The sequence below is a fragment of the Streptomyces sp. NPDC003023 genome (assembly GCF_042888225.1).
Classification (GTDB): Bacteria; Actinomycetota; Actinomycetes; order Streptomycetales; family Streptomycetaceae; genus Streptomyces.
The window spans coordinates 143,894-165,055 of sequence record NZ_JBIAPL010000014.1 but is presented as its reverse complement, the minus strand read 5'-3'; the positions used below and the strand labels follow the sequence as shown (position 1 = coordinate 165,055).

The window sequence follows — 21,162 nt, the reverse complement described above, 5'->3', positions numbered from 1 at the left end:
GCAGCGGGCCGCCCGGTACGCGGTGCGGACACCGGTGCCGGGGTGTCGCCGGACGTCGCTGTGCAGGTGATCAGGAGCGCCGCCGGAGCAGGCCGCTTGTCGTCGGCGGGCGGGGTCACGTGTGGGGCGGGCCGGGGGTGCAGGAGGGGACTTCCGCGACGGCACGCCGCTGGGAGGTCACCCGCCAGCCTCGCAGGCGTTCCAGCAGGTCGCTCATGTCGGTTCACCTGTTCGGGCTCGGGGGCGCATGGAGTTTACCGGCAGATGTCCGGGTTCCGCCGGAGCGGATCGGGGGGTCTGTTCCCCGGGGGGATGTTTTCAGGGGATCCCCCGTCCGGTCCGGCGCAGCGGCAGGTGTGTGATTTCCGGTTTTTGTGTCAGTGGGTGTTCCTGATGTTCGGATGAATTCTCTCTTTTCTCGTTTCCTCGCGGCCGGGAGAGCGGTGTCGAGCGTTGTGTTCGGGGCCGAACGGGTTTGTGGACGCGAGTGTTTGTCATGTGTCACCGGGCGCGGCGTGAGCGCGGGCGACCAGGACACCCCAGCTGTTCGGGGGTGTTCCGCACAGGAATGGGTCCGAAATCCATTCCTGCTCGCTGAATGGGAACGGTGCTCTGCGTGTTCTCGTGACGGTGCGGTGCGCGGTGCGCGACCATACGGACGCCTACACAGCGTTTCCGGCCGGCGGTCTCCATGGCGGGCGGGAAGAACCGAGACAGGAAGAAGGACGGACGTGTCCGGCAGCGAGAGCGAGAACCCGGCAATCCCCTCCCCGGCCCCCGCGCCGACCCGGCCGAGGACGAACCGGGACTGGTGGCCGAATCAGCTGGACCTGCAGGTTCTCCACCAGCACTCGCCCCGGTCCAATCCGATGGGTGAGGAATTCGACTACGCGGCGGAGTTCGCGGACCTCGACGTCGACGCGCTGAAGCGGGACGTCTTCGAGGTGATGACGACGTCGCAGGACTGGTGGCCTGCCGACTACGGCCATTACGGGCCGCTCTTCATCCGGATGAGCTGGCACGCCGCGGGAACGTACCGCATCGCCGACGGCCGGGGTGGCGGCGGGTCCGGCGCGCAGCGTTTCGCCCCCCTCAACAGCTGGCCGGACAATGCGAGCCTCGACAAGGCGCGCCGTTTGCTCTGGCCGGTCAAGCAGAAGTACGGCCGGAAGGTCTCGTGGGCCGACCTTCTGGTTTTCGCCGGAAACTGTGCCATGGAATCGATGGGGTTCAAGACGTTCGGCTTCGGTTTCGGGCGGGAGGACATCTGGGAGCCGGAGGAAATCTTCTGGGGGCCCGAGGACACGTGGCTCGGGGATGAGCGCTACAGCGGCGACAGGGCGCTTTCCGGTCCTTTCGGCGCCGTTCAGATGGGGCTGATCTACGTCAACCCGGAGGGGCCCAACGGCAATCCGGATCCGTTGGCTGCCGCCCGGGACATTCGCGAGACGTTCGGGCGTATGGCGATGAACGACGAGGAGACAGCTGCGCTCATTGTCGGCGGCCACACGTTCGGCAAGTGTCATGGTGCGGTGGACCCCTCGTACATCGGTCCGGAGCCCGAGGCGGGTCCGGTCGAGCAGCAGGGCCTCGGCTGGCGGAACACGTACGGCAGCGGCAAGGGCGCCGACACGCTCACCAGCGGGCTCGAGGGGGCGTGGACGTCCGAGCCGACGAGGTGGGACAACGGCTACCTGGAGAATCTGTTCGGGTACGAGTGGGAGTTGACGACGAGCCCCGCCGGTGCGAAGCAGTGGACTCCCAGGGATCCTGCGGCGCGCGGCACGGTGCCGGATGCCCATGATCCGTCGAAGAGGCACGCTCCCATGATGCTGACGACGGACCTCGCGCTGAAGCTGGACCCGGTCTACGGGCCGATCGTGAAGAGCTTCCACGAGAACCCGGACAGGCTCGCGGTGGCGTTCGCCAAGGCGTGGTACAAGCTGCTGCACCGCGACATGGGGCCCCTCTCGCGTTACCTCGGCCCGTGGATCGCCGAGCCGCAGCTGTGGCAGGACCCCGTCCCCTCGGTGGATCACGAGCTGGTCGCCGACGGGGACGTCGCCGCTCTCAAGGGCAGGATCCTCGCCTCGGGACTTTCCGTGTCCCAACTGGTCGCGACCGCCTGGGCGTCGGCGGCCAGCTTCCGTGGCACCGACAAGCGCGGTGGCGCCAACGGGGCGCGGATCCGGCTCGCGCCGCAGAAGGACTGGGAGGTCAACGACCTGCCCGAGGTGGCGGAGGTGGTACGCACCCTCGAGCAGATCCAGCAGGACTTCAACGCCTCGCAGGCCGGTGGGACGAAGGTTTCGCTCGCCGACCTGATCGTCCTGGGCGGGTGCGCGGCCGTGGAGCGGGCGGCGGGGAACGCCGGGTACGACATCACCGTCCCGTTCGCACCGGGGCGCACGGACGCCTCGCAGGAGCAGACCGACACGGAGTCGTTCGCCGTTCTCGAGCCCCCGGCGGACGCGTTCCGCAACTACCTCCGGGCGGGAGAGAAGTTGTCGCCGGAGACCCTCCTGCTGGACCGCGCCAACCTGCTGACACTGACCGCTCCCGAGATGACGGTGCTGGTCGGCGGCATGCGGGCGCTGAACACCGGCTTCAGGGGATCCCCGCACGGCGTGCTGACCCACCGGCCGGAGACGTTGACCAACGACTTCTTCGTCAACCTGCTCGACATGGGCACGCAGTGGAAGGCGTCGGCCTCGGCGGAGAACGTGTTCGAGGGCCGGGACCGTGCCACCGGCGAGGTCAGGTGGACGGCGACCGCCGTCGATCTCGTCTTCGGTGCGCACTCCCAGCTCCGTGCCCTCTCGGAGGTCTACGCGTCCCGGGACGCGGGCGGGAAGTTCGTGCGTGACTTCGTGGCGGCGTGGGACAAGGTGATGAACCTCGACCGGTTCGACCTCGTCTGAGCCCCGGGGACCCTGGCGGAGCCGGGGCTCTGTGGACGCCGTCAGGGGCAGCTGGTTCCCGGCTGCCCCTGACGGTTGCTCCCGTGGCGCCGGCGTGGGTCGGGTCACCCGGCGGATCCACCGGGCGCAGAACCCGGTCAGGGCCGGGGCGGGGCCGGGACGGAGGCCGGTCTCGGCCCGTGGGAGGGCCGGACGTTCCCGGCGGGCTGGTACGTCACCTGCTGCGTGTGGCCCCGGGGGCGCCGAGGCCGGCGACGCCGTGTTCGACCTGCTGCTGGGCGGGCCCGATTCGGTGCGCAGGCGGTCGGCGGACGACGACGGCACGGGGACGGCTGACCGGCGGCGTTCAGCGTCCGCCGGGAGATGGTGCCGGGTGGGCGAGGCGGAACGGCCTGCGGGAGCGGGTCCCAGGGCCGTTCCGCGTCGCCGGGATGCGCTACGTCTGGTCGATGGGCAGTGCCAGGTCGGTGACCTTGAACCTGTTCGGGAAGGCTCCCTTGTCGGTGGCCCTGCCGTTGAGCACGTCGATCGCGTACAGCCGGTGGGCGCCGGCGTGGCCGATGGTGGCGAAGCCGTGGTTGGTGCCGGTGGCCGTGTTGTGGTGGATGTCGAAGCCGGCGTCCAAGGACGCGTCGACGCCGAGGTTCCCGGTGGGGGCGAGGGTGCCGGCGTTGGCCGGGGACTGCAGGGAGATCCGGTCGGCCGTCGTGTCGAGGTCGAACAGGGTCGTCGCGGTCGCGGCGTCGAGGTCGTTGTTGGTGTAGGCGGCGCCGGTGACGCCCCTCGCGGTGGACGGCGGGGTGGTCGGGTTGGTGAGTGTGCCGTCGACGGTGGTCGTTCGCGGTGCGGCGGCGTCGTCGATGTTGTGCCGCAGGTTCTGCCCGGTGTCGGAGACGACCCGCAGCCGGTTCGCGGCCGGGTTGAAGTCCACACCGAACGTGGTGCCGGCCAGTGCGACGGTCAGCCGGGAGACCTTCGTCGCTCTCGCGTCGGTCGTGTTCAGGGTGTAGATGCCGCCCTTGTCGCCGACGCCGTACAGTTTCTCGTCCTGGACGCGGAAGTCGATGCCCACGAGCTCGGTGTCCCCTGCCAGTCCGAAGACCCTGCCCAGCGCCCGGGCCCTTTCCGGCTGGTGGACGTCGAACTCGACCAGACGCTGATCGGCGGTCAGGCCGACGGCGGTCAGGCCCCGGTGCGGGGTCGAAGCCGTCGTGTGAGCGGCCGCGAGTGCGGGGGCGGCGCACAGGGCGGCGAGAACGACGCCGGCGGTCGCGGCGGTTCGGTTACGCAATTTTCACTCCCGGGTCGGGTGCCCCGGACCAGAGGGGGCCGGAGGCTCTGAGCGGGATTCGGCGCCCTTGCTGCCGCGGATGGGAGCCGGCCGCGGATGCCACCCGCCTGGCCCAGGGATACGGATCCCGGTGTGCTCCGCCGGAGTGTTGTGTGCGCGGTGATCGGCGTGTCGGTCGGGCTCTGCCGTCCCGGGGTGCGCTTCGAGCGGGGTGCTGCCGGCTGCGGCGGGCGGGATGCGGATGCCGATGAGTCCTCACGCCCGTGGGGTGACGGCATGGGGCCGCCTCCGCCGTCGGCCGCTGGGACGCCCCCTCGGGGTGGAGGGGGCGGGTGATCGGCCGGCCGTCAGGCGCGGCAGCGCAGCATCTCCAGCGGGGGGCAGGCGAGCAGGTCCGCCCAGAAGTCGGCGCCGAACCTGCGCAGGCCGGCGTCGGACACCTCCAGCGGGACCCAGACCGGCTCGCCGAATCCGGCCGCCCGCAGGCACTTCTCGTAGACCTCGCGGCGCGGGGCCGCGGCGACGATGCTGATCGGCCGCGGCTCGAGGAGAGCCGTGACCCGCACCCGCGGACCCGTCTCGCTCTCCTCGCCGGTCGGTTCGCAGCGAAACCCGTACCGGTCCAGGGACGCGCAGTCGAACCGGTAGTCGGGCTTCTGGGCGAGGACGAAGAACTCACCGCCCGGCACCAGGCTCCGGTGGATGTTGCGGCACATCCGCTCCATCTCGGCGATGTCCTCGGCGTAGTTGAGGCACTGCACCCCCAACGCGATGTCGAAGCGCCGCTCCACGGGCCGCAGTCCGGCCACGTCACCGACCTCGTAGTGCACACCCAGCGGGTCACGCTGCTCGATCCCCCGCGCGGCAGCGATCATCTCCACGGAGATGTCGACACCGAGGACGTCCGTGGCGCCGCGCCGCTTGAACTGCCTGCTGTAGAAGCCGGTGCCGCAGGCCAGGTCGAGGACCGACCTGCCGCGCACGTCCCCCACCATGCGCAGGAAGCTCGGAACCTCCCCGTAGCGCATCAGCGGCAGGGACTTGAAGCCCTCGAACGTCTCGCCGATCCCGTCGTACTGCTGCACGCTCATCGTGCCGTCCTCCCCTGTGCTCGGTCGTGTCCCTGGCCCCGGGGGGCCCGTCGCCGGGACACGTCGTGGCCTGTGGCGGGCAGTCTTGCGCGGCCCCGGCACACCGCCTCACTGGCGGAAGCCACAAAGATCGGGACGTCGTCCCGTGGCAAATCGGCTCAGTGATCGTCGGGGGCGTCGGACCGGGCGGGCGGCATGTCACGTTCTTCGCACCCGGCCGCACTAAGGAAGGCGATGTCGGGTTCGACGCATCGCCAGGCATGAGCAGACAGGAGGACGAACGGTGGATCCGGTGGTGATCGCGAGCGTGGCGATCGTATGCGTGGGGGCTGTCAGCAGCGCCCTGCGGTTCGCTCGGAAGCGGCTGGAGCACGAGGTGGGGCGCCATGTGTCCCGTCTGCTCTCCGAGCAGGCCCACAGCGGCCTGCTGTCACGTTCCGCGGGGTGCGGAAACGTCTGCCGGGCGGGAACCGGGGTGAGCCGTCATGGAGGACGCGGCGAGCGCTGAGCTCCGGGTCAGCGACCCACTGCAACAGCGGCACCCCGCAGGCCCGCAGGGCCGGGACCTGGCCGAGGAACTGCATCATGTCGAGTATCCGGGCCTGGTGCGTTTCCTGCTGCTGCACGGCGCCGCGTGGAACGAGGCCCAGGACGCGGCGCAGGACGCGTTCACGCAGATGTGCCGGCCGGGGGCGAGCATCCGCTGTCCCAAGGCCTGGCTGCGTACGGTGGCGTGGCGTTCCTGGTTGCGGCAGCAGGTGTGCGAGGAGCCGTGCGCGGAGATCCCGGACGCGCCGACGGCGCATTGGCAGTCCCCCGCACACGCCGCGGAGCTCGGGGCCGAAGAGCGGCGTGTGATCGAGCTGTTGCTGCTGTTACCGGCCAAGCAGCGGGCCGTGATGGCCTGGACGCTGGACGAGTTCACGGCGCAGGAGAGTGCCGAGGCGATGGGGATCACGGCGGAGGCCGCTCGTCAGAACCTGTCCCGGGCGCGGGCGACGCTCAAGGCTCAGCTGGGGCTCGAGGGGTCGGGCGACAGGTACGTGGAGGAGGAGCGATGAGCAGCGATCGGCCGGCCGGCCGTCTCGAGGATCTGCTGGATCGTGCGCACGAGCAGTTGGGGATCGCCGTCTACGACGGTCTGATGGGCGGCGGCGGGCCACCGGAACTGCGCGATCCCGATCAGGTGCTGGGCCGTCTGCTGGCGACGGCGCACCGCCGCACGGGAGATGCGGTGGCGGGGCGTGTGGCCCGCCGGTACGGGAGGGGCCTGGCCGGACGGGCGGTGGGGGGTGGGGCCGCGCGGGCCGAGGGGCTGCTGATGCGGCGGTCGGCGCCGGTCCGGCTCAAGTACCGGGAGCAGGCGATGGGTTGCGCTCGGCGGTACTGGCCGCTGGACGCGGTTCAGGTGACGGGGGGTGCGGTCGAGACCGTGCGGGAACTCATCATCGGCCTCGAGGAGGAGGTGCTGGCGGACGGCGTGTGCGACAGGCTTTTGCGGCTGAGCCGCGAGGTGGGCCGCGTGCTCGCCCTGCCTCGGTCCGCGCAGCTGCCGTCGGCGCTGGGCGGTTACGACTATCTGGACGAGGTGGAGGACCACCTGTCGAGCTGTGCGACTCGGCTGGTGGCGCAGGCCCGTAGTTCCAAGCAGCTGCTTGACAGTGAGCTGCTCCCCTACGTCGGTGCGCCCGGGGTGTCCTGGCTGGGCATGCTCGAGGTGTCGCAGGATCTGGCGGACGATCTCGATCTGGCCCATCGGGAAGCCGTGGCCCTGTCCGAGGCTGTCGCCGCGGTCGAGGAGGCCAGCAGAGATTTCCGCGGGGCGGATCTGCGCTGTGTCGCATTGAACGGTGTCGGTCTCGAGGGCATCCGGTGGGACGCGTCCACCAGGTGGCCGCCGGAGTGGGAGGAACGGATCTGGAAGGCGTCGCTGGCGTCCGGGGCGGGGCAGGGGGAGCTCATCGTCGGTGCGGAGCCCCACGACAGCACCGTGCCGGCGGACATCTGACCGGGCTTGTCCGGCGGTGAGCGGGACGCGGGTACGCGCAGGACGCGACGCGCAGGACCGTGGAGGCCTTGGGGCCGCTTCGGGAAGGCGCCGCCGCGGCCGGCGGCCGGCGGCCGTGGGCAGTGCGCCCATGGGTGCGCCCCGCCGTTCCAGGTCAGGCGGGACGCGGGCCGCGGGGCCGCCCGCACGCCCCGGGCGTTGTGCTCCGTGCTTCACGGGGTGTCTCGGCGGGAGTGCTCCTGGCGGCCCGCGACGGTCAGTTCGCACCGGCCGTCCTCGCAGGAGCGCTGCAGCCGGCCCCTGGAGAGGGTCTGCGCCAGTCCGATGGACCAGCACACGGGACACCCGCGCAGGGCGAGGACGCCGAGCGGCAGGAGCAGCAGGCTCGGTGCTCCGAACGCCGGTATGAGAGCGAAGGAGCCGGTCAGCGCGCCGAAGCCCACCGCGCCCCGGGCGAGGTGCCGCAGGAGGGTGGGGCTTGCGAAGTCGGGGGGGTCAGCTTTCGTCGCCGTCATGGTCTTCTCCGTGTGTCGGGTCGGGCGCGGCGCTCAGTGCGTGTCGTACCGCTGTCCGCGCGCGGTGCAGGCGCGACTTCATCGCCGCTGTTCCGATTCCCAGGGCGTCTGCGGTCTCCCGGCCGCTGCGGCCCTGGATGTCCCGCAGGACGAGTACGTGGCGCTGGTCCGCGGGCAGAGCGGCGATGGCCGCTGCCACGCGGCCCGCCTCCAGTCGCCGCAGTGCCTCGTGCTCCGCCGAGGGCACGGTGGAGTCCTGGGGCGGCATGTGGTCCCGTGTCAGTGTCCGCGCGCGCCGCAGGCACTCGTTGCGCACGATGCGGAACATCCAGCCGCCGAGGGCGCCGGCGGCGCGCAGCATTCCGATCTTGCGGTACAGGATGATCAGCGCCTCCTGTGCCGCGTCCTCGGCGTCCTCGGGCGTGGCGCACAGGGAGCGGGCGAATCGCCGCACGTTCGCGTGCGAGCCGGCTATCAGCGCGGCGAGGGATGTGATGTCCCCGCGCTGTGCGGCGGTGACCAGTTGTTCGTCGGGCCAGTGCGACTCAGTCACGCGCGCGGCCTCGCTTGCGCAGGACGGCGAAGGTGCAGGTGCACAGCAGCACCAGTGCGGCGGTGACGGCGGTTGCGATGATCACGGCGGCTCCCAGGTTCTGTCCCGACGGGCGTCGGCACAGTTGTAAGAGGCGCCGGCTCCGTAAAAGGATTCAGCGGGCGGCTTGGGGGGTGGCGTCCGTGTGCCGCGGAGGGGTGCGGCGGCTGCGCGGTGTGCGTGTGCGTCGGACGGCAGCGGGGTGTGTGAACGCGCCCTCGCGGTACGCGGGGTGGCCCCGGCTCTCTGCCTGGTGGGCCGGGCTGGTGGTGTCCGCGGCCGGCCGTGGGCGTACGGGCCGTTCGGTGGTTCCGGGCCGGGTTCGCCGGGGGTGCGGCGGTGACGAGGAGCCGCTGTCGCTGCGGCTCCTCGTCCGTGCGCACGGGCGGCGCCCGTCTACGGTGTGTCCGCTGCGGCCGGTGCGGGCGTGATCTGTGCGGCGGGCCAGCGCAGGACCACGGGGATCACGAGCAGGGCGACCGCCAGGTGGATGGCCCCGCCGATGATCCAGGGGGCGGCGAGTCCGTAGCTGTCGGCGGCGAAGCCGCCGGCCAGGGCGCCCAGGGGCAGGGAGCCGAAGGCGACCATGCGGCTGCCCGCGCCGGCCCGGCCGCGGAGGTCGTCGGGGGTCAGGCGCTGGCTGAGGGACTGGGACATGACGTTCCAGATCGCGAGGCCGGCCGACCAGACGGCGAACAGGACGACGACGACGGCCGGTTGCCTGCCGAACAGTCCGATGGCCAGCAGGCTCGAGGCGCTGGCGACGGGGACGGTGATCGCGACCTTGCGGGTGCCGAGGCGGGTGACGACGCGCTGGCTGACCATGGCGCCGAGCACGCCGCCGACGGCCATGGCGGCGAGCAGGAGGCCGTAGCCGCTGTCGCCGATGCCCAGGACCTCCTTGGCGAACAGGACCTGGATCGACAGGGCCATGAAGGCGGTGAAGTTGCAGACGGCCGCCATGAGCATCGTGATGCGCAGGACGTTGTGGCGCAGCAGCCAGCGCAGGCCCTCGGTGGCCTCGGCGAGCAGGGGTGTGCGCCGGGTGGTCTGCTGCGGTGTCGCGGGGCGCCTGGCGGGTTCGAAGCGCCCGCCGGCGCCGTTGATGCGGCAGAGCAGGAGGAGGGAGGCGAGGTAGGTCACGGCGTTCAGCCAGAACGGCAGGGGCAGTACGAAGGCGAAGAGTGCGGCGCCGAGTGGTGGTCCGGCGAACTGCTTGCCGATGGTTTCCGCGGTGACCATGCGGCCGTTGGCCGTCTCGAGTCTGGCGGCGGGGACGATGCCCGGGATCATGGCCCGGCTGGCGCCGGTGAACAGGATGTCTCCTGTGCAGAGGGCGAAGGCGAGGGCGTAGACCATCCACAGGGAGACCCATCCCATGGAGGCGACGACGGCGAAGGCGAACAGCAGGATGCCTTGGGCCGCTTGCACCCTGAGCATGAGGCGGCGGCGGTCGTAGCGGTCGAGGAGGACGCCGCAGGGCAGTGCGAGCAGCAGCCAGGGCAGTTCGTGGGCGAGGCTGACCCAGGAGATCAGTTTGGGGTCGGAGGTCAGTTTCGCGGCCAGGAGGGGCAGGACGGCGATGATGACGCCCTCGCCCAGTGTCTGGACGGTGTAGGCGGAGAGTTGGAAGGTGTGGTCCCGGCCCAGTTTCTCGGGTGTGGTGACGGGGCTGGTCTGGAGCGCGGTCACGGGCGGGGGTCCTCGGTGGGCTGGGGGTGGCCGGGGTGGGTGAACAGGCCGGCGAGCAGGGGTTCTTTGTAGTAGACGTCCGAGTGGGAGCCGACGGGGACCATGCGGCCGCGGCCGCCTCCGAAGCCGGTGGGGAAGTAGTAGAAGCCCCAGCAGGTCTGCCACTCGACGTTGTGGCCGGTGAGGGGGTCGAGTGCTTCTTCGGTGATGGGGACGATGCGTTTCTGGACGACGGCGCGGCCGTGGTCCGCGGCTTCCTGGAGGGCCTGGCGCCAGGTGTTCTCGTCGGTTTCCCATCCGCGGACGATGCCGCGGCCGTCGAAGCCGTCGTCGGGCTTGAGGATGAGGTGTTCGCGGTCTTCGAGCAGGCGGTCGGAGAATTCGCTCTCGGTGAGGGAGGCGGGGCCGGTCAGGGACCGTGTCCAGGGCAGGCGGCGGTCGATGATGCGGGCCTCCTCGGGCGTCAGGTGGCTGCGCATGAGGGGGTCGGAGAGGTAGGTCATGCAGCGTTTGTTGCGGAAGGCCTCGGTCTCCGGCGGGGTCCACAGGGCGACGTGGCCCTCTTCGTAGGCGCTCAGGAGGTCTTCGGTGCGGGACAGGGCCTCGGGGTCGTGGACGACCTGTTCCATTTCGAAGACGCGGTAGACGAGGTCGACGCGCCTGTCGCCGAGGTGGATCCTGCCGCGGTGGAGGCGCAGGTCGGTGATCTCGCCGACGTGGCTGTCCAGTCCGCGTTCGCGCAGCTTCTCGTTGAGGGGGATCCAGGCGAGGTGGCCGTACTCCTCGAGTCCTCCGGGGCCTTCGATGATGGCGATCACGGGGTCGTCGCGGTCGGTGCTGACGTGGGCGGCGGCGTCGCGCAGGTTGTCGACGAGCAGGCCGAGGGTGTCGATGTGGCGCAGGCCGTGGGTGTCGGCGTAGGCGCGGAACTGGGGGAATTCCAGGAGCGCTTCGGACACGGAGGTGGTCCAGTGCAGGCCGCCGGTGTCGCTGGAGGCGTTGAACTCGAGGATTTTCAGGGATTCGCCGTCGTCGTAGGTGTCGACCCTGCCGAAGAGGGGGGAACGCCGGGCTCCGGTGCGGCACATGAGGCGGGCGTGTGCCTCGGGGATGCCGAGGTCCTGGCACAGCAGGGTGAGGTCGCCGTCGAAGAGCCGCTCGTGGATGGTGGTGAGCAGGCCGGCCAGTTGCAGGAGGTCGTCGCCGAAGGAGTCGACCTGTCTTTGCTGCAGCAGGACGGGGCGGTTGAGGTATTTGAAGCCGAGTGACTGCAGGTAGGGGAAGCGGTCGGTGTTCAGGTCGATGTCGGCGAGGCTGCTGTGTGGCCTGGCGAGTTCCTTGGTGTAGAGGTCGGTCGCGAGGTCCGCGGAACGGGCCGCGAGGGTCGGGTTCGGCATCGGTGTGCTCCGGCGTCGTGGGTGGTCGGGTGCGCGGGTGGGGATGGCGCGCGTGTGTTTCTTCCGCTGCGTGCGTCCGTGCCGAGCGGCACGTGTGGGGTCCGTGCCGACAACTGGTCGGGGTCTGCCGGGCGTCGGGCATCTGCTGCCCGATGCCCTGGCGCGGGTTCGGTGGGGGTGAACGCCCGGCGGGTTTGTACAGCACGCTAGGTGTGCGTGCCCGGCCGTCCAATGGCGACGTCGGATAGTCGTCCGGCCCTGCGGGAACTGCCTGGTGCGGTGGTGCCGGGTCGCGTCCCCGGGGGTGTTCCGCGCCGGCCATGGCGGCGGTCCATGGCTGTCGCGGACGGGGGTGGATCCCTGGCGTGCGGTTCCCGGCGGTCGGTACGGGTTTCCGGTCGTAGGCCCGGCGGCTCCCGGGCGGTTCTCGCGCCGGTGGCCGGGGCCGTCGGCGGCGATCGCTTCGCGGGGATGCGGGAGGCGGTCGAGCGTGTCCGTCAGGGGCGGTGGCGCGTCGTTCTCCCGGCAGGCGGCGGGGGACGCCTGTTCACAAAGGATTCCTGTGCCGGGGCGATCGGCCGTGCTCGCACGGCGCGTTGACCTGAGGGCGCCGGCTGGGCGCCGTCGGTGCGTGTGCGCCGTCAGAAGTGCTGGAGTGCGGCGGCGGCGGAGGGGCCGCGCAGGGCGGTCACGGTGGTGCTGAACACGGTCCGGCCGTGCTGGACCGCCGTGACGCGGGAGGAGACGTGGGTGGGCAGCTGGGAGGGCAGGACTTCGGCCTCGATCCAGCAGGGGGCGTCGAATTCGACGTAGCGGCTGAACACGCTGCCCATGCCGGTGATGACGGCGAACTCGGGGTGGGCGACGGCGTGGGCGGCCTGGCGTGCCGCTTCCAGCATGAGCATGCCGGGGGCGTGGTCGACGGGGTGGTCGAAGAGCGCGGGATGGTTGAGGTCGGCGCGCAGTTGGAAGCGGTGCGGCCCGGTGCCGGGCGAGAGCACGACGTCGCGGAAGCGGTCGCGGCCCACCTGCTGCGGTGTCACGGGGGGCGGCGGGGCGACGGCGCGGGACTGGGCGTAGGTGAGGTCTCCGTAGACGCCGCGCAGGCGGGTGTAGACGGCGGGTGCCTGGTTGGCGAAGCGGGTGGAGGCGGTGCCCAGGGGTATGCCGTCGCGGACGATGTCGACGGACATGCTCAGCGCGGCGAGTCGGGTGCCGCGGCGGACGACGTCGGAGCACTCGATGCGCATCTCGATCTCTGCCGGGGTGGCCTCGGTCAGGAGTGCGTCGGGGTTGACGGTCCAGGTGAGGTGGTCCCAGATCTGGCGGTGGCCGATGGGGACCTGGTATCCGAGGTGGCTCAGGAGCGGGACGGCCTGGCGAACCGTTTCGGCAATGAGGAGTGGGTCGTGCCGGGCGTCGGCGGTGTCGTAGAAGCTGTGGGTTCTGGGCCACTGCGCGGTGATCCTGAAGGTGTTCTCGCCCACGGACTCCCAGCCGGTGAGCAGGACTTCGCTCTGTGCCGCCTTGTGCACGAGCTGCCGGGGAACCGTGGTGGCGGTGGTGTGGTGCGTGGTGAGGACTGACATCGAAGGCGTCTCCCAAGCATCGGAAGCGGACGGCTGCCGTCCGCGGTGTACGCGTGGACGGCCATGTGTCCGCAGGGGTTGTCGCGGCGAACGCGGTGCACCGTAAGATAAAGGACGATCGTTTTTTTTGTCGAGAGGTGCCGGAGTGAACGCCCAGTCAGGGGACACCAACAAGCGGATGCAGCAGGAGCGGGCGCTGCGGACGCGCGAGACCATCATGCGGGCGGCTGCCGAGGTGTTCGACGAGTTCGGATTCGCCGGGGCCAGCATCAGCAAGATCATGAAACAGTCCGGTCTCACGCAGGGCGCGATGTACTTCCACTTCGACTCGAAGGAAGACCTCGCCCGCGCCGTGATGCACGCCCAGGCGGACACGATCACCCCGCACGTGGGGTCGCAGGGCCTGCAGCGGCTGGTCGACATCACGCTGGTGTGGTCGCGGCAGTTGCAGAAGGATCCCCTGTTGAGGGCGGGTGTGCGCCTCACCAGCGAGCAGAACAGCTTCGGCGTGCACGACGCCTCCCCCTACCAGGAGTGGGCGCTGATCATGGAGGAGTGCCTCAAGGAGGCGCGTGACAGGGGTGAGTTGCGCGACGGCGTCGATGTGCACGCCGTGGCCGACTTCGTCGTGGCGGCCTGTACCGGCATGCAGATGTACTCGTGGATCGTGAGCGGCCGCAAGGACCTGCCGAAACGCACGGCCTCCATGTGGCAGGTCCTGCTGCCGGGCATCGCCACCGCGCCGGCCCTCGATTCCGTCAAGGCGAGCACCCGGCGCGCCGGCGCACTGGCCCGTTGAGGGCCCGTCCCGGCGTTCACCGTCCGGCAGGCCGGGGCGGGGGGCGGGGGCGTCCTGCGGTCCCGCCCCCGTCCTGTGCCGCGCAGGCGGCTCAGGACGCTCAGGACGCGAAGCCCGTCAAACCGCGAAGCCCGCGAAGAACACGCCGCACGGCGGCGTGAGCAGCACGCCGCCGTGGGGCGGCGTTCCACCCGTCCGGGCCGTACCAGGCCCGGCCGAATTCACGGAGAATTCATGATCGAACGTCTCCGGCAGCTCCGGCTCGCCGCGGTCAACATCGACGGTGTCCTGCTCAACGACACCTTCAGTCCCGTCATCCACCGGTTCGTCGTCGGCCGTGGCGGCCGGTACAGCGCGGACCTGGAGCGGCGGATCTTCTCCCAGCCCCAGCAGGTGGCCGGCGAGCGGATGGCCGAGGCCGTGGCGACCCCGATGACCGGTGCCGAGGCGCTGAGCGCCTACTTCGAGGAGCGGTCGGCCTACGTGCGGGACAACCCGGTCCATGTCCTCGACGGAGCCGTGGAACTGCTGCGGCGGCTTCGGCGGCTGGGTCTGAGCACCGTCTGCTACGGCGGTCTGGACAAGTCGCACTTCGACCGGTTCCTCGGAGCGCACCGCCAGTTGTTCGACGGCCCCGGGTACGTCTGCACCAACGACTTCCGGCCGGGTATCCGGGAGATCACGACCGAGGTGTTCGGTCTGCGTTTCGACCAGGTGCTGTTCATCGACGACGTGGCGCGGGTCGCGGAGACGGCCCGCTCGCTCGATGTCGCCTTCATCGGGCATCCGAGCACGTTCGAGCACAGCCATCAGCGCACTCTGATGCGCGAGGCCGGTGTGCGTCACCTCGTCGACTCGCTGCACGCCGTCGACGAGCCGCTGCTGCGCGCCGTCGACGCGGAGGCGGCCGCGGGGGCGAACTGGCGCGAGGAGGAGTTCAGCGGCGCGGCTTCCGCGTGAGGGAGGATCACGCGCCGGCGGCGCGTGTGCACCAGGCGCGGGCGATCGCCCGCGCGACGGGGCGGCCCCGGCCGTTCCCGCCACCGCAGGGTGGGACCACTCGACGAAGGGAAAACGGTGGACATGCAGGTCAGTGAAGGCGCGGGGGCGGGGATGCTCGCGGGCAGGGTCGTCATGATCACGGGTGCTTCGAGCGGCATCGGTGCTGCGGCGGCCCGGCTGTTCGCGGCGGAGGGTGCGACGGTCGTGCCGGTCGCCCGGCGCGAGGACCGGCTCAAGGAGCTGTCCGAGGAGATCGTCGCGGCCGGTGGCCGGGCGCTTCCGGTGGCCGCCGACGTCACGTCGTCCGAGGACGTCGAGCGGGCCGTGGGCCGCGTGGTGGATGCCTTCGGCCGGCTCGACGGGGCGTTCAACAACGCCGGTTGGGCCGTGGCGGGCACCGACCTGCACGAGACGGACGACGCGGTCTTCGAGAGGATCATGGACGTCAATGTCCGGGGCGTGTGGAACTGTCTGCGCCATCAGATACCCGTGATGCTGCGCTCGGGCTCCGGCTCGATCGTGAACACCTCCAGCACGGCGGGCAAGGTGGCCACGGGTGCGGCTGCCCCCTACGTGGCGGCCAAGCACGCGGTGATCGGTCTGACCAAGGCGGCGGCCGCCGAGTACGGCGAGCGCGGCATCCGGGTCAACGCGCTGGTGGTGGGCTCGACACGCACGGAGCTGATGGAGGATGTGATCCGCGAGACGCCCGCGCTGGAGGAGGTGTTCGTGGCCCGGCAGATCCAGAAGCGCATGGCCGATCCGTCCGAGGTCGCGCAGGCGGCGCTGTGGCTGTGCAGTGAGCGGGCGTCCTTCGTCACCGGTTCAGCGCTGTCGGTGGAGGGTGGTCTGACCGCGGTCTAGTGCTGTGACCCGGCGGGTTCACCGGCTCGCGACGCCCGGCATGGCACTGGAGGCGTTCCTGGCGGCGCGGGAGGGGTGGGCGCACGGCCCCGGGTCGGCGGCCAGGATCCCGCGCTGGGCCATGGCCCACAGCAGGACGAACTCCTCGAGGGAGCCGTCCGCCGCGGGGTGCTGTGTCCGGCGGTAGGTGTCGGCGCTGCGGATGAACAGGGCCGCGAGCGCCGCCACCAGACCCGGCCGTGCCGTGGCGGGCGTGTCGCCGGCACTGTGGGCCTGGCCCGCGAGGTGGCAGACCGCCGGGTACCAGTCGGTGGACCAGGTCGGTCCTTCGTCCGGGCGCTCCTGCTCCAGGCGGGCGGCGCCCCGGACTTCGACGTCCTCGTAGACGGTGCGGGCCAGGGCGACCACGAGTGCGCCGAGCCGCTCCATCGGGGGGCGGTCCTCGGTGCGTGTCCGTACGTCGTCGAGGACCGCGCCGACCACGCCCCGGGCGCGTTCCACGACGGCGTCGGCGACGTCGCCCTTGGAGTCGAAGTGGAAGGTGAGCGCGCCGGTGGACATCCCCGCGGTTCTGGTGATCTGGTGCATCGACGCGCCTGCGTAGCCGCTGCGTTCGAACTCGGTGGCCGCGGCACGGATGAGGGCCGTGCGGGTTCTCAGCGCCCTATCCTGCTTCGTCATTCTCTGGTCTTTCGTCACTGAGCTGTTTCAGCGCGCCTGGACTCGGGCGTCGCTCTACGGCTTCCAGCATGCGGACCGTGTGCGCGCGGCGCCTAGGGCGACTTGCCACAACTGCGCCTGGTTTCGCAGCCGTCCGCGTGCCTTCCGGGGTCTTCGCCGAGGGTGCGCGCGGCTGCGGGGTGTTCGTACCGGCCAGCCGATTTTCGGGCACCCCCGACTAGAAAACATAGAGAACGTTATGTATTTTTCTTTCATCGCTCACGGGAGGGAGCCGCCATGGCTGTGCAGGTTGTGACACCGACGCTCGGGGCCCGGGCCTCGGAATCTTTTGACTCGTTCGCGCAGGATCTCTTCGCCGACCTGCCCCGCTCCGACCAGCGGCGCTGGGCCCACGCCTACCTGCGGGGGCTGCTGAACGCGCCGGGCAAGAAGTCCCTGCGCGAGGTCGCCGCCGCGTGCGGGATCCCGGACGCGGCCTCGGCGCTCCAGCAGTTCGTCAACTCCAGTCCCTGGGACTGGGAGCCGGTGCGCCGGGCGACCCTGCGCCGGACCCAGGAACGCGACACCGCGCAGGCGCTGACCATCGGACTGGCCGTGCTGCCCAAGCGCGGGGGGCACTCCGCCGGCGTGCACCGCCGCTTCGTCCCCGAGCTCGGGCGGATCGTGAACTGCCAGGCGGGCGTCGGGCTCTTCATGGCCGGCGCGCACGCGAACGTGCCCGTCGACTGGCGGATGCTGCTGCCGGGACGCTGGAGCCAGGACACCGAGCTGATGTCGCGTGCCCGCATCCCGGCGCAGAACCGCGAGCAGTCGGTGTCCGCCCTCGTGCTGGGCCTGGTCGACGCGCTCGCGGAGGATCTGCCGGCTCTTCCCGCTCCCCTGGTGGCCGACATGAGCCACGACCGGTACGCGGGGACGCTCGCGCGGGCCCTGAGCGACCGGGGCCACGACTTCGTCGTCGCCCTCCCCCACGGGACGCCCGTGATCCCGCTCGAGCAGGAGGCCGCCCCGCAGCCGGTGGCCTCGCTGCGCGGGGAGGCCATGGACGTCAGGCGGCTGCTGTCGCTGCACGGGCGCACGGTGACCTCCGTGCAGGACGGCGGCGGCGACGGCACCCGCATCGTGCGGGTCTCGACCTGTCTGGTGCGGCTGCCCGGCGCGGGACGCGGCCGTGCCGTCCGGCGGGTGTTCGCCCCCTGGCCCGCGGCCGGGCGCGGCCCGGGGCGGATATGGGTCACCAACCTGACCGACGAGCGCACCGAGCGGCTCCTCGCCCTGGCCGGTGCCGCGGACAGCACCGCGCGGACCGTCGGCGAGCTCACCGCGGACTTCGGGATGACGGCCTTCGAGGGCCGCTCCTACCCCGGCTGGCACCACCACATGACGCTGGTGTCGGCCGCGTACGCGTACGCCCGGGGCAGCGGCGCGGCGCAGCCGGCCGTGCTGCCCGCCGCGGCGTAGGCGGAGCGCGGCCCGGACACCGCCGGACACGGCTTCGGCGGCGCGGGCGGGCAGGACTCCCACGGGCGGCGATGGGGCCGAGGGTGCGGGTCAGGTGGCGGGGTGCTCGAGGCAGGCGTCCAGGGCGAGGGCGAGGGCCCTGCGGTAGGGGGGACGGGCCGCGTCGTACAGGGCGTGGCCGCGTGCGGTGATGCCGGCGAAGACGTTGCGCCGGTCGTCGGTGCCCACGGTGCGGACGGCCAGGCCGTCGCCGGTGAGGCGGTCCACGACCCGGGACGCGGACGACGGGCTGAGGCGGATCCTTCTGGCCAGTTCGCTGACGGGCAGGGCGCCCGGGCTCAGGGCGAGCTGCTCCAGGGCGAGGTAGGCGGAGGGGCTCAGGCCGAGCCGGCTCATCTCCAGGTTCATCCGCCGCTCGAAGCGGCTGCGCCGTTCCTCCATCTCCTGCCAGCGGGCGACCTCCTCCTCGGATGCCAGGCGTTCGGCCTCCGGCGGGCCGGTCCTGTCGGCGCGGGCCGGTGCCGTGCGTCCGGGGCGGCTCGGACGGCCGGATCCGGCGTCGGGTCCGGTGTCGGGTCCGGTGTCGGATCCGGTGTCGGATCCGGTGTCGGATCCGGTGTCGGATCCGGTGTCGGATCCGGTGTCGGGTCCGGTGTCGGGTCCGGCGGGTGGCCGCGGGGCGGCGGCCGGGGCAGGGGGGACGGGGGCGTCGGGGAACGCGGTCCGTGCGGGGCTCATGGTGTCAGTCCTGGGAGTGTGGGGCCCTGGTGGCGCTCGGGGGACGGCCGCCACCAGGACGCGGGGAGTTCAGGCGGTGATGCCCTTGGACCGCAGGACCTCCACGGTCCGGGTGACGTCGCCTGCTTCCCGTACCTCGTCGTCGGTCATCTCGACGCCGTACTCGGCGCCGAGGGCGACCGCCAGCTCGACGAGGACGAGGGAGTCGAAGCCGAGGCTGTCGTAGGGGGTGTCGGCCGTCGTGCCGGGCGGGGCGTCGAACTCGACGACCAGCAGGTCGAGGACCCGGTCGGCCAGGGGCACGGTGGTGAGCGTTGCGTTCATGGTCGTCTCCTTGACGGGGTGAACGGGCCGGTGGGCCGGCCGGATCAAACGGGTTCGATGTCGGGCCAGGTAAGTGCGGCCGAACCCCAGGTGAGCCCGCCGCCGAAGGCGGTGAGCAGGACTCGGTCGCCGGGTGCGAAGCGGCCCTGGGCGGCGGCGTCGGCGAGGGCCAGCGGGATGGAGGCGGCCGAGGTGTTGCCGACACGGTCGATGTTGAGGACCGCCCGCTCCCTGGGGACCCGCAGCCGCCTGGCGAGGGCGTGGATGATGCGGATGTTCGCCTGGTGTCCCACCAGGTGGTCGATCTGCCGGGTGTCCCAGCCGACGTCGTCGAGGACGGCTCGGACCGAGTCGTGCATACGGGTGACGGCGGCGGCGAAGACCTTCTTGCCCTGCATGGTGAAGTAGGCGTCCCGCGGGGCGGGCCGGGTGCCGTCGGCGCGCCGGCGTGAGCCGCCGCCGGGAATGGTGATGAGGTCCCTGCCGGTGCCGTCGGAGCCGAGCCGGACGCCGAGGACCGCTCCCTCGTCGCCGGCGCGGCCCGCGGTCAGGACCACCGCTCCGGCGCCGTCCCCGAAGATGACCGACGTCGCGCGGTCGTCCGGGTCGAGGACCGTCGAGTAGGTCTCGGCGCCGATGACCAGGACCCGCTCGGCCTGCCCGGAGGCGATGTGGGCGCGGGCCACGGACAGCGCGTAGACGAACCCGGAGCACACCGCGGCGATGTCGAACGCGGCGACCGGGCCCAGTCCCAGCCGTGCGGCGACATCGGGGGCGGTCGCCGGGCACGGGTGGTCGGGGGTGGTCGTGGCCAGGACGACCAGGTCGACGGCGGACGGCGCGGCGTCCAGTCCGGCGGACTTCAGGGCGCGCAGGCCCGCTTCGACGGCGAGGTCGCCGGTGGAGGTCCCGCGGTCCGCCCAGTGACGGGCGCGGATCCCGGTGCGGGTGGTGATCCACTCGTCGGACGTGTCGAACCGCTCGGCGAGTTCGTCGTTGGTGACGCGCCGGGGCGGCAGATGTCCGCCCAGTCCGGCCAGGACGGCGGTGCGTGCCTCGGGAGGGCGTGGCATGGGTTCGCGGTCCTCACAGAGCCAGGGCGGGAACGTGGTCGTGGCGGGGCAGCCGGTGGGCGACGTGGCAGACCAGGTGCATACCGGCGTGGGTGGCGGTGATCCGCGCGCTGCGCCAGACACCGTCGGCGGTGGGCAGTTCCGCGGGCCTGGCCAGCCGGACGCGCAGCCGTCCGTCGCCGGCGTCCTCGCCGGCCGGTGCCGGGGTGATGGAGGTGCGGCGCATCCAGAGGGTGTTGGACACGGCGCGGTCGACCCCGTCGAGGCGGTAGAGCAGGATCTGGCCGAGCTGCAGTGCTGCCGTGAACAGGTCGATCATCGTGGCCGGGCGCGGGGACCGGCGGGTGCCTTCGATGTCGGCGGTGACGTCGAGGCGCGCGTCGGCGGTCAGCGCGCCCGGGTCGGCGTTGATGTCGCTCAGGAGCTGGTGGCGTGTGCGGTGACTGACGCCGTAGGCGTTGTCGTTCCAGGGCCCGGGCAGGAACTCGCGGGCGGCGTAGAAGCCTTCGCCGGTGTCGCGGGCGGCGGTGTCGGGGTGCTCGGCCTCGACGCGGACCGTCATGGAGCCGATGTGGCAGTCCATGGTGGTACGGGCGTGTCCCGGCTCAGGGGCCGGGAGGGTGGAACGGTGGGTGGCGCCGACGCCGAAGCGGTGGATGCCGTCCTCGTCCGGTGCGGAGCCCGCCCTGATCGACAGGGACCGCACGGTGAAGGGGTCCTTGCGGGTCAGGCCGTGGGTGTGCGCGGCGTACAGGCCCGTGAGCTGGGCGGCCAGGACCATCGCGTCGATGGTGGACAGGTGGGGGCGCTGCCGGGACCCGCCCTTCTGCGACCACAGGCCGGGCACGCGTATCGAGGCCGTGGCCTCGATACGGCCGGTGGTGCCTGCGGCCGCGCCGGCCTCGGCCGCTGCCGCGGGGATGACGGTGATGCCGGTCAGCGCGTGGGTGACGCGCTTGAACCCCTCTCCGAGGAAGCGGGTCCTGCGGTCGCCCAGGAAGTCGTCGGCCGAGGCGAGGGCGAGGGTGTCCGGTCTGCTGACGGTGACGGGCATGTCGGTGGTTCCTCCGGGCTGGCTGTGTGTACGGGGCTGGGAAGGACGCCGCCGGGCTTCGTCCGGGGCA

The 21,162-nt window shown here is 71.7% G+C and carries 19 protein-coding genes; 7 read left to right on the top strand and 12 right to left on the bottom strand.

Features of this window, described 5'->3' with window-relative positions; translation table 11 throughout:
* Positions 1–731: 731 nt before the first annotated feature.
* Positions 732–2,921, top strand: coding sequence for a catalase/peroxidase HPI (gene katG, locus ACFYV1_RS31875; RefSeq protein ID WP_389399117.1), 2,190 nt, complete (start codon positions 732–734; stop codon positions 2,919–2,921).
* 436 nt (positions 2,922–3,357) lie between these two features.
* On the opposite strand, the gene ACFYV1_RS31870 is transcribed toward katG, so the two are convergent.
* Entirely contained in the window at positions 3,358–4,212 is an 855-nt protein-coding gene (locus ACFYV1_RS31870) for a DUF4394 domain-containing protein (protein ID WP_389399116.1), read from the bottom strand.
* Positions 4,213–4,559: 347 nt separating this feature from the next.
* On the bottom strand, positions 4,560–5,303 hold the full coding sequence (locus ACFYV1_RS31865; RefSeq protein WP_389399115.1) for a class I SAM-dependent methyltransferase: 744 nt from the start codon (positions 5,301–5,303) through the stop codon (positions 4,560–4,562).
* A 485-nt stretch (positions 5,304–5,788) separates the two neighbouring features.
* Here ACFYV1_RS31865 and ACFYV1_RS31860 point away from each other — a divergent pair, with 485 nt between their 5' ends.
* Positions 5,789–6,364 (top strand): RNA polymerase sigma factor, encoded by a 576-nt coding sequence (locus ACFYV1_RS31860; protein ID WP_389399114.1) that lies wholly within the window; start codon positions 5,789–5,791, stop codon positions 6,362–6,364.
* Positions 6,361–7,311 (top strand): hypothetical protein, encoded by a 951-nt coding sequence (locus ACFYV1_RS31855; protein WP_389399113.1) that lies wholly within the window; start codon positions 6,361–6,363, stop codon positions 7,309–7,311. Before ACFYV1_RS31860 ends, ACFYV1_RS31855 begins: the two co-directional genes overlap by 4 nt.
* Before the next feature lie 212 nt (positions 7,312–7,523).
* Here ACFYV1_RS31855 and ACFYV1_RS31850 read toward each other — a convergent pair whose 3' ends face one another.
* From ACFYV1_RS31850 to ACFYV1_RS31830, 5 genes are all read right to left on the bottom strand, one after another.
* Positions 7,524–7,826 carry a hypothetical protein gene (locus tag ACFYV1_RS31850; protein WP_389399112.1) on the bottom strand — a complete coding sequence of 101 codons (303 nt, stop codon included), beginning with the start codon at positions 7,824–7,826 and terminating at the stop codon, positions 7,524–7,526.
* Positions 7,807–8,379, bottom strand: coding sequence for an RNA polymerase sigma factor (locus ACFYV1_RS31845; protein ID WP_389399111.1), 573 nt, complete (start codon positions 8,377–8,379; stop codon positions 7,807–7,809). Before ACFYV1_RS31845 ends, ACFYV1_RS31850 begins: the two co-directional genes overlap by 20 nt.
* 435 nt (positions 8,380–8,814) lie before the next feature.
* Positions 8,815–10,110, bottom strand: coding sequence for an MFS transporter (locus ACFYV1_RS31840; RefSeq protein WP_389399110.1), 1,296 nt, complete (start codon positions 10,108–10,110; stop codon positions 8,815–8,817).
* Positions 10,107–11,507: a glutathionylspermidine synthase family protein gene (locus ACFYV1_RS31835; protein ID WP_389399109.1), complete on the bottom strand. Its 1,401-nt coding sequence runs from the start codon at positions 11,505–11,507 to the stop codon at positions 10,107–10,109. Before ACFYV1_RS31835 ends, ACFYV1_RS31840 begins: the two co-directional genes overlap by 4 nt.
* A gap of 641 nt (positions 11,508–12,148) precedes the next feature.
* Positions 12,149–13,096 (bottom strand): ScbA/BarX family gamma-butyrolactone biosynthesis protein, encoded by a 948-nt coding sequence (locus ACFYV1_RS31830; RefSeq protein WP_389399108.1) that lies wholly within the window; start codon positions 13,094–13,096, stop codon positions 12,149–12,151.
* A gap of 178 nt (positions 13,097–13,274) precedes the next feature.
* On the opposite strand from ACFYV1_RS31830, the gene ACFYV1_RS31825 reads away from it, so the two are divergent.
* The 3 genes from ACFYV1_RS31825 to ACFYV1_RS31815 all read left to right on the top strand — a co-directional run bounded on the left by ACFYV1_RS31825 (position 13,275) and on the right by ACFYV1_RS31815 (position 15,761).
* Positions 13,275–13,895, top strand: coding sequence for a ScbR family autoregulator-binding transcription factor (locus ACFYV1_RS31825; RefSeq protein ID WP_389399131.1), 621 nt, complete (start codon positions 13,275–13,277; stop codon positions 13,893–13,895).
* Between the two features lie 234 nt (positions 13,896–14,129).
* Positions 14,130–14,855, top strand: coding sequence for an HAD family phosphatase (locus ACFYV1_RS31820; RefSeq protein WP_389399107.1), 726 nt, complete (start codon positions 14,130–14,132; stop codon positions 14,853–14,855).
* Positions 14,856–14,978: 123 nt separating this feature from the next.
* Positions 14,979–15,761, top strand: a complete 783-nt coding sequence (locus tag ACFYV1_RS31815) for an SDR family NAD(P)-dependent oxidoreductase (RefSeq protein ID WP_389399106.1) — start codon at positions 14,979–14,981, stop codon at positions 15,759–15,761.
* A gap of 18 nt (positions 15,762–15,779) precedes the next feature.
* On the opposite strand, the gene ACFYV1_RS31810 is transcribed toward ACFYV1_RS31815, so the two are convergent.
* Entirely contained in the window at positions 15,780–16,442 is a 663-nt protein-coding gene (locus ACFYV1_RS31810) for a TetR family transcriptional regulator (RefSeq protein ID WP_389399105.1), read from the bottom strand.
* A gap of 276 nt (positions 16,443–16,718) precedes the next feature.
* On the opposite strand from ACFYV1_RS31810, the gene ACFYV1_RS31805 reads away from it, so the two are divergent.
* Positions 16,719–17,903 carry an IS701 family transposase gene (locus tag ACFYV1_RS31805; RefSeq protein WP_389399104.1) on the top strand — a complete coding sequence of 395 codons (1,185 nt, stop codon included), beginning with the start codon at positions 16,719–16,721 and terminating at the stop codon, positions 17,901–17,903.
* Between the two features lie 90 nt (positions 17,904–17,993).
* Here the strand turns inward: ACFYV1_RS31805 and ACFYV1_RS31800 are convergent, their stop codons facing one another.
* The 4 genes from ACFYV1_RS31800 to ACFYV1_RS31785 form a co-directional block, all read right to left on the bottom strand.
* Positions 17,994–18,641 carry a MarR family transcriptional regulator gene (locus ACFYV1_RS31800; protein ID WP_389399103.1) on the bottom strand — a complete coding sequence of 216 codons (648 nt, stop codon included), beginning with the start codon at positions 18,639–18,641 and terminating at the stop codon, positions 17,994–17,996.
* 69 nt (positions 18,642–18,710) lie between these two features.
* A complete protein-coding gene (locus tag ACFYV1_RS31795) occupies positions 18,711–18,965 on the bottom strand; it encodes an acyl carrier protein (RefSeq protein ID WP_389399102.1) in 255 nt (84 codons plus the stop codon).
* A 44-nt stretch (positions 18,966–19,009) separates the two neighbouring features.
* On the bottom strand, positions 19,010–20,038 hold the full coding sequence (locus tag ACFYV1_RS31790) for a beta-ketoacyl-ACP synthase III (RefSeq protein WP_389399101.1): 1,029 nt from the start codon (positions 20,036–20,038) through the stop codon (positions 19,010–19,012).
* Positions 20,039–20,051: 13 nt separating this feature from the next.
* Positions 20,052–21,092: an AvrD family protein gene (locus ACFYV1_RS31785; RefSeq protein ID WP_389399100.1), complete on the bottom strand. Its 1,041-nt coding sequence runs from the start codon at positions 21,090–21,092 to the stop codon at positions 20,052–20,054.
* Between the last annotated feature and the right edge of the window lie 70 nt (positions 21,093–21,162).